The organism is Streptococcus mitis, assembly GCF_000722695.1.
In the GTDB taxonomy this organism is placed as follows: domain Bacteria; phylum Bacillota; class Bacilli; order Lactobacillales; family Streptococcaceae; genus Streptococcus; species Streptococcus mitis_O.
The window spans coordinates 113,111-120,001 of sequence record NZ_JPFU01000008.1; the positions used below are offsets into that span (position 1 = coordinate 113,111).

Genomic DNA, 6,891 nt, shown 5'->3' on the forward strand with positions numbered 1-6,891 from the left:
GTAGACTAGGAGGAGCCTTATGACAGATTTTCTGATTCTTCCTCTTATTCTCATAGTCGTGGGCATGATTGCCTTGATTCTCTGGATGTCCATAGTTCTGGCTAGTGGATTGTTTTTAATTGGACTAGCCTGTGCTACTCTCTTTACTGAGGTATATGGATTCTATCTTCTCTTTACAGAAACTGAACTTTACACGGAAGATTTAGCACAGAATGGATTATTTGGTTTTACGACTTTCTTTATCATCTTTAATCTTGCTTTGCTTGTCTTGGCAGGCTGGGCAGGATATAAGTGGAAGATAAGATTAAAAAAATGGAGAAAACTCTAATGGTTCTTCTCCATTTTTTATTATGTGACTATTAGTCCGTCTCGCTCCGCTAGGTGCGAGACAAAAAAACCACCCGCTATGCGGGTGCGCGTCGAAGGTTATACCCAAACAACTCCGAACGCGATACAATAAAGGTGTTCAAGCCAATTGTAAAGCGAAAGGAGAAAAATATGGCACAAAAGGCTCATAGTTTATCGCACACAAAGTGGCACTGTTCTATCACATTGTGTTCACCCCTAAGTATAGACGAAAAATAATATATAATCAATATCGAAGTAGTTTAGGCGAAATATTTCATCGCTTGTGTAGTTGTAAAGGAGTTGAGATTATCGAAGGTCACTTAATGCCAGACCATGTACATATGTTAGTCAGTATTCCACCGAGGATAAGTGTTTCAAGTTTCATGGGGTATTTAAAAGGTAAAAGTGCACTCATGATGTTTGACAAACACGCCAACCTCAAGTACAAGTTTGGGAATCAGCATTTCTGGGCGGAAGGTTATTATGTGAGTACGGTTGGACTCAATGAAGCCACAATTAAGAAGTATATTCAGGAGCAGGAAAAGCATGATATAGCACTAGATAAATTGAGTGTAAAAGAATATGAGGATCCCTTTAGGGATAGTGGTAAGTAATACTAAAGCCTTTTTAAGAGGCAAGTGACGAGTCAAGAGCAATAAGGCTTGAACAACGTGAAAGCCAGCGTCTTTAGGCGCTGGCTGGTAATTTGGGCTTATAGCCCTGGTTCAAACCACCCGTTAGACGGGTGGTCATGATTGGTAATGTTGAAAATCGGAAGTGAAATGATACTTTCAAAGAATTCATTTTGGACACTAGCAAACGAAATAGAGCCCTGATGCAAATCAACAATTTGTTTTGAAATTTTTATCCCAATTCCAGTCGTTCTAATTTTAGAAATATCAATGTTTTTAAAAGATAATTCATTAAGTTCAGCAATTTTTTCTGGTGAAGCTCCCTGTCCATTATCTTTGATTTCGACAATTACATTTGTATCTTTTTTGAATAAGTTGATTCTTATTGTGCAACCCTTTTCGTTATGTAAAACAGAGTTGTAGATGATATTATGGATAACTCTTGTGATTAAAAACTGCTCAATCATGATAGATTGATTAACAAGTGAATAATCGTAATCAAATTCAAATTCAAAATCATTCCAGATTTCTTGATTTAAAATATGGATGAGAATGTCTTTGAAGAAGGGGATAATTTTTGTTTCAGTCTGATTTAATTGAAGATGACCGGATGAAAGGCGAGCTACTATATTTAAGTCATTTAAAATATTTTGGATGTAATAGGATTCTGTCAATATTGGGCGAATATGTTTTTTAGACTGTGTATCTGGTTCAGAATCATTTAACAAGGACGCGTTAGAAATGATGACAGAAAGAGGTGTTTTGATATCGTGTGCAATTCCTGAAATCCATTGCTCTTTAAAGACTTCATTCTCTTTGAGTAGAGTATCGGTTTGATTAATTGCAGTTGTAAGATATTCTAGTTCTGATATAGAATTTATTGGATTTTTCAAACCATCTGGGAGATTCTGAATAGCAGTTACAAGAGGCGCAATTTTACGATTGATATGCGTCACACCATAGTAGTAAAGAAAAGCGAAATAAAGGCAGTTGAAAAGCAATACTCCAAATGCTACTAGTGGAATCAGGCGAATACTATCTATATCTAAGTAATTATAACTATAACGAGCAATTTTATCTTTTGGAAAACCAACAACAATGATGTAGCCACCTTTTATCTGACTAAAAACAGGATAATCTGAAAGATAATAGCGAGAAAACTGTAAAATGTCCCCATAGTCAAATTGCGAAGGAACTTCTGTAGGTTTATACTGTTCGTACACTTGTTTTCCAGTCTGCTTATCCAATACCATGAGCCATAACTTTTGTTCTTTTAGACTAGAGATATCATTTTTAGGTATGTGGACGTTATTTTTTGTGATGGTAATGTGTTCAGAAATTATTTTCACAGTCTCAGTAGCAGTTTGCTTTTCCCTAATGTAGAAAACAAAACTGGCAATTAGAATAATATTGGTAATAAAGATAATGATGGAAAAAAAGATAAATTTCTTTAGTGAATACCTTAAAATTTTGGTTTGGTTCATAATCATGATAACAATTTATATCCCAGCCCTTTAGCTGTCTTTAAATATTGAGGTTTTGAAGGATTTTCTTCTATTTTTTCTCGAATTTTCCGAATATGTACAGTCAAAGAGTTTTCATAACCAAAGCTATCCACTCCCCAAATCGTATCACAGAGAGATTCAGTTGAAACGATGTAATTTTTATTATCGTAAAGTTTTTTCAAAATCTGAATTTCAATTGGTGTAATAGAAATTTCTACTCCATTTTTTTGTACTGTTGCATTCCGAAAACTCACCAAAGTCTGTCCAATCTGTATTACTTCCTGTTCTGATTTATAGCTTCTCCGGAGCAGAGCCATAATACGATAGATAAGATTTTTTGGAATGAAGGGTTTCATGACATAATCATCACCACCAGCATTGAAACCAGCTACCTCATCTTCAGGATTATTTTTGGCAGTCAGAAAGAGGATAGGAGTATCGCCCTTTTTTCGGATATGTTTTGCTAATGTGTAGCCATCACCATCGGGGAGCATAATGTCCAAGAGGAAAAGGTCGAACTGCTCTGTTTCAATCATGTCCAAACTAGATTCTATATCATAGGCTGATGTTAGATTGGAAAATCCGTAGGCAGTGAGAATATCTCTTATGGAAGAGTTTAAAATTTTATCGTCATCAATGATAAGAATGTGCTTATTCAGGAGTTGTTGTTCGAAATTCATAATCTTACCTCGCTTATCTATATTATACCATTTAAAAGAGTGAAAAAAGCAAGATACTTTAATCTTAATGTAAAATTAAGGTTAGCTTAGTTTAAAATTAATCTAGCATGTCTATAATAAAGATATAACCTAGATAGAGATACTTCTCAAATAAATTTTAATCAGTTAGGTATTGCCAAATGGCTAAACAACAAATGAATCTCGTTGAGATTGAAGTAATGAATTCTCTTCAAGAATTAACTCTTGAAGAACTTGATAACGTTCTTGGTGCTGGTAGTGGAATAATTCATTTTATTTAGACTAAAACAATGGTAATAGTGAGTCACCAATTAGATATTGTGAATTATGTTGATTCTATCATTTTTGTTGATAAGAGTAGTGGAGACGTTATCAAAGATACTCATGATAATTTGATTTATAGAAATCAAAATTATAGAAAATTATTTGGTTTAAAGGAGGAAGTTCATAATGATTAGTAATGTTTTACAGATAAAAAACTTACAAAAGGGATTTAAGGACACTCAGGTAGTTAACCTTAGTTCCTTATCAGTTCAACAAGGTGAGATTTATGGTTTTCTAGGTCCAAATGGAGCTGGGAAAACAACCACCATGAAGATGATTTTGTCTTTGATTTCTCGTACAGCTGGGGAGATTGAAGTGTTTGGTCAATCTATAGGTACGGACAAGCAGTATCTTAATCAGATTGGCTCTATGATTGAAGAACCGTCTTATTATCCTAATTTGACAGGATATGAAAATCTCTTAGTCTTCCAAAAAATACTTGGATTTGATAAGAAAAATATTCAGGAAACCTTGAAAATTGTGGGGTTAGATCAACCTAAAAACAAGAAAAAATTGGTTAAAGATTATTCTTTGGGTATGAAACAGCGCTTGGCTTTAGCCTTTGCCTTAGTCAAGAAACCGCGTTTGTTGATACTGGATGAGCCAACAAATGGGCTAGATCCAGCAGGGATTCATGAAATTCGGGAACTGATTATCAAGTTGGCAAAAGAACAGGGCATTACTGTCTTCATCTCTACCCATATCCTTTCAGAAGTAGAGCATATCGCTGACCGTGTGGGGATTATCAACCATGGTCAACTGGTTTACGAGGGAGAAATTCGTAAAATTCAGTCCAATAAATGGCTGGAAGTGCGTGGGGATTTTAGAGGTCAACATGAAGTCATTAGCCAAGTGTTATTTGGTTATCCGTGCAAGATGTTGGAGATACAAGAGGATAAACTCAAGCTGACTAACCTTGCCGATCAGCAGATTTCTAGTTTGTTACGAGATTTAATAGTCGAGAAAGTTCCAATTTATGAAGTGAAGCAAGAGCAAGAAACCTTGGAATCTATCTTCCTCAACTTAACCAAGGAGTGAGTCTTATGTTGAATAATTTGTCTATTGAATTGCTCAAGGCAAAACGAACAAAATCCTTCATTATTAGCATACTAGTTATGGGAGTCGGATTTGCTTGGGCAATTGCAGCCGCTACACGCTACCTAAGTAATCCAGACATGCACCAGATTAGCCTGATTTTCTATATGATAAAAGAAGTAAATGGCTTGATTCTCCCTATTGTGATTGCTCTCTTTGTATCGCGGATTGTCAAGAACGAGAAGGAGGGCAACACTTTCAAACTGCTTTTGGCAAATGGTGAAAATGTACGGCATATCTTTCTGAGTAAGCTTGGCCTGACCATGTTCATTTTGACCTTCCTCGCTTTTTTGGAGGGAGTAGTAGCCCAGTTAATTGCAATCTTATCAGGTCTAGAAATGCCTGTTAGCCTAATCCTCTGGCAAATCGTCATTTTCTTGCTAGCCTCTTTTGTCTTAACCTGTCTGTTTTTGACTTTGCAGTTTTTACTGAAGAAGCAGGCATTGATACTGGCATTAGGGATTTTCGGAGGATTTCTTGGTGTTGGATTTGGTCATGCACCAGCTTTTCTACAGCTAATTTTCCCTTTTGGTGGTATAGGATATATGTCTCTGGTGGATTACCAGCAAGTTGCCAGTCAAGTGAGTTATGTTTTGGCGACAAACCTAGGATTTAAACTCTTTACATATTTGCCAATAGCCCTAATCTATCTCTTCTTATCTCTCTATCTGGTTGAAAAGAAAGGAGGCAAGCTATGATGTCTTATCTATCAGTAGAATGGCGGAAAACCAAAAAATTTTCCATGTTGATGATTGGTATTTGCTTCTTAGCTTTTTGTAGCCTGATTGGTCTTGGGATTTACTTTGGTTCAGCTTATTCTATGGTTGCAGAAATTGAAAAAGTGCCTGTTTTATGGGGACAATTGACCTTCTATTATAGCCAGCTTTTCTTTCCGATTTTGGTTAGCCTTTATGTAGCCATGATGTTAGGAAAAGAGTTTGACAGAAAAAATATTGAATTTCTCAGAGTTAATAATGTCAGTCTTGGGAAATTATTGTTGGCAAAAGAAATAGTAATTATCTTGTTTATTGCTGTTTTACAGTTGTTCTTGTTTGGTATTTTTTATGTCAGTGCTCACCTAGCTCATTTAGAAATTTCTAATTTGTTCACCTACCTCAAGTGGGATTTATTGGGGATTTTTGGAACAATTAGTATGATGGCAGTACAGTTTTTTGTGACAGCTAAAACTCGTGTTTTCAGTAAATCTGTGGGAATTGGTGCTATTGGTACTTTCGTAGGATTTATGATGATTTTTGTATCAGATAAATTATCTTTAATCTATCCCTACTCACAAGCTATGGTGGCAATGCGGTCACGGAATTTGATAGACTTTAATTTAGTGGAAATAGTGCTGTTTATCATTGTAAATATTCTTCTGTGGGGGATTTTTCATACATTGAGTAATAAAGAATTGCATAAGTAATGCGAAGACTCTTCGGGGTCTTTTTCTTGTGATAAAAGCTCCAAGATTTATCCAGTATGCTTGACCTAGTTTTTATAGAAAGAAGGTTAAATTATCAATTAGAAGAGGCCTTAGTACAGGGATTTCAAATACCTGAAGAATACCAATCTTACAAGGAACTAAAGGAACATTATGAGGAAGTGACGGGGGATTACAGCTTTTCCAAACGAGAACTCACTAGTCAATTGGAAATCGCTCTTCAAAATCATAGAGGCGAGGACTTTGAAGAACATGACAAAGAGGAGTATTTGGACTTAGTTCAAAAATTAGAAGAGTTTGATTCATCTCTTGCCACCCATTACCGTCAGTTGATTGACTAGAAAGGAGAAATTCATGAATGATTTACTCCTTGTCCCAGTAATTTTTTTAGCAGTAGGAGGAATTCTCATTCTTTTATGGAGACTCTTTCTGATTGCAAGTGGACTTTTCCTTATTGGTTTTGTCAGTTTTCTTATTTTCGTTGAGGGCTATGGAATTTATCTTCTCTTTACAGAGACTTAACCTTACACGGCAGATTTAGCTCAAAATGGATTATTTAGTTTTACGACTTTCTTTATCATCTTTAATTTAGTTTTACTTGCTTTAGCATGCTGGACAGGATATAAGTGGAAGAAAGAATAGAAAATAATCTTAACAAGTTCAAAATTGATTCTGCTTTTTAGGACATGAAAAATTTTAGAAATTGATTCTTTCAAATCAAAACTTCTTGACTTTCTTTATAATTGTGAGATAATAAAGAAAATATATAAAGGAATTATATAAAATGGCTATAGCGAATTCAAGTAAAATGGTGACCTTCCAAGCTAATAGAGAATTGGTAAATGATG

8 protein-coding genes and 2 pseudogenes are annotated in these 6,891 nt (G+C 35.2%); 8 read left to right on the forward strand and 2 right to left on the reverse strand.

Annotation, left to right across the window (positions count from 1 at the left end; genetic code table 11):
• The first annotated feature begins 19 nt into the window (after positions 1 to 19).
• Both SK629_RS03110 and tnpA read left to right on the forward strand, forming a co-directional pair.
• Entirely contained in the window at positions 20 to 328 is a 309-nt protein-coding gene (locus tag SK629_RS03110; protein ID WP_033683236.1) for a DUF5966 family protein, read from the forward strand.
• Positions 329 to 498: 170 nt separating this feature from the next.
• Positions 499 to 962, forward strand: a pseudogene (gene tnpA / locus SK629_RS03115) (IS200/IS605 family transposase).
• Positions 963 to 1,060: 98 nt separating this feature from the next.
• On the opposite strand, the gene SK629_RS03120 reads toward tnpA, so the two are convergent.
• Positions 1,061 to 2,470, reverse strand: a complete 1,410-nt coding sequence (locus tag SK629_RS03120; protein ID WP_042900529.1) for a sensor histidine kinase — start codon at positions 2,468 to 2,470, stop codon at positions 1,061 to 1,063.
• On the reverse strand, positions 2,467 to 3,165 hold the full coding sequence (locus SK629_RS03125) for a response regulator transcription factor (RefSeq protein WP_042900530.1): 699 nt from the start codon (positions 3,163 to 3,165) through the stop codon (positions 2,467 to 2,469). The genes SK629_RS03120 and SK629_RS03125 overlap by 4 nt, the downstream gene beginning before the upstream one ends.
• 179 nt (positions 3,166 to 3,344) lie before the next feature.
• On the opposite strand from SK629_RS03125, the gene SK629_RS03130 reads away from it, so the two are divergent.
• The 6 genes and pseudogenes from SK629_RS03130 (at position 3,345) to SK629_RS03155 (ending at position 6,685) form a co-directional block, all read left to right on the forward strand.
• Entirely contained in the window at positions 3,345 to 3,464 is a 120-nt protein-coding gene (locus SK629_RS03130) for a type A2 lanthipeptide (protein WP_001118874.1), read from the forward strand.
• Between the two features lie 169 nt (positions 3,465 to 3,633).
• The gene (locus SK629_RS03135; RefSeq protein ID WP_080710190.1) at positions 3,634 to 4,545 is read left to right on the forward strand and encodes an ABC transporter ATP-binding protein; all 912 of its coding nucleotides are present in this window, start codon (positions 3,634 to 3,636) and stop codon (positions 4,543 to 4,545) included.
• Between the two features lie 5 nt (positions 4,546 to 4,550).
• Positions 4,551 to 5,300 carry an ABC transporter permease gene (locus SK629_RS03140; protein ID WP_042900531.1) on the forward strand — a complete coding sequence of 250 codons (750 nt, stop codon included), beginning with the start codon at positions 4,551 to 4,553 and terminating at the stop codon, positions 5,298 to 5,300.
• Positions 5,297 to 6,025: an ABC transporter permease gene (locus tag SK629_RS03145; RefSeq protein ID WP_042900532.1), complete on the forward strand. Its 729-nt coding sequence runs from the start codon at positions 5,297 to 5,299 to the stop codon at positions 6,023 to 6,025. Before SK629_RS03140 ends, SK629_RS03145 begins: the two co-directional genes overlap by 4 nt.
• A 56-nt stretch (positions 6,026 to 6,081) precedes the next feature.
• Entirely contained in the window at positions 6,082 to 6,384 is a 303-nt protein-coding gene (locus SK629_RS03150; RefSeq protein WP_050492340.1) for a DUF5962 family protein, read from the forward strand.
• Positions 6,385 to 6,397: 13 nt separating this feature from the next.
• Positions 6,398 to 6,685: pseudogene (locus SK629_RS03155) on the forward strand (DUF5966 family protein).
• Positions 6,686 to 6,891 lie beyond the last annotated feature (206 nt).

Coding starts and splice junctions, on each gene's coding strand:
- SK629_RS03110 (WP_033683236.1), top strand. CDS start 20: ATGACAGATTTTCTGATTCTTCCTCTTATTCTCATAGTCGTGGGCATG.
- SK629_RS03120 (WP_042900529.1), bottom strand. CDS start 2,470: ATGATTATGAACCAAACCAAAATTTTAAGGTATTCACTAAAGAAATTT.
- SK629_RS03125 (WP_042900530.1), bottom strand. CDS start 3,165: ATGAATTTCGAACAACAACTCCTGAATAAGCACATTCTTATCATTGAT.
- SK629_RS03130 (WP_001118874.1), top strand. CDS start 3,345: ATGGCTAAACAACAAATGAATCTCGTTGAGATTGAAGTAATGAATTCT.
- SK629_RS03135 (WP_080710190.1), top strand. CDS start 3,634: ATGATTAGTAATGTTTTACAGATAAAAAACTTACAAAAGGGATTTAAG.
- SK629_RS03140 (WP_042900531.1), top strand. CDS start 4,551: ATGTTGAATAATTTGTCTATTGAATTGCTCAAGGCAAAACGAACAAAA.
- SK629_RS03145 (WP_042900532.1), top strand. CDS start 5,297: ATGATGTCTTATCTATCAGTAGAATGGCGGAAAACCAAAAAATTTTCC.
- SK629_RS03150 (WP_050492340.1), top strand. CDS start 6,082: ATGCTTGACCTAGTTTTTATAGAAAGAAGGTTAAATTATCAATTAGAA.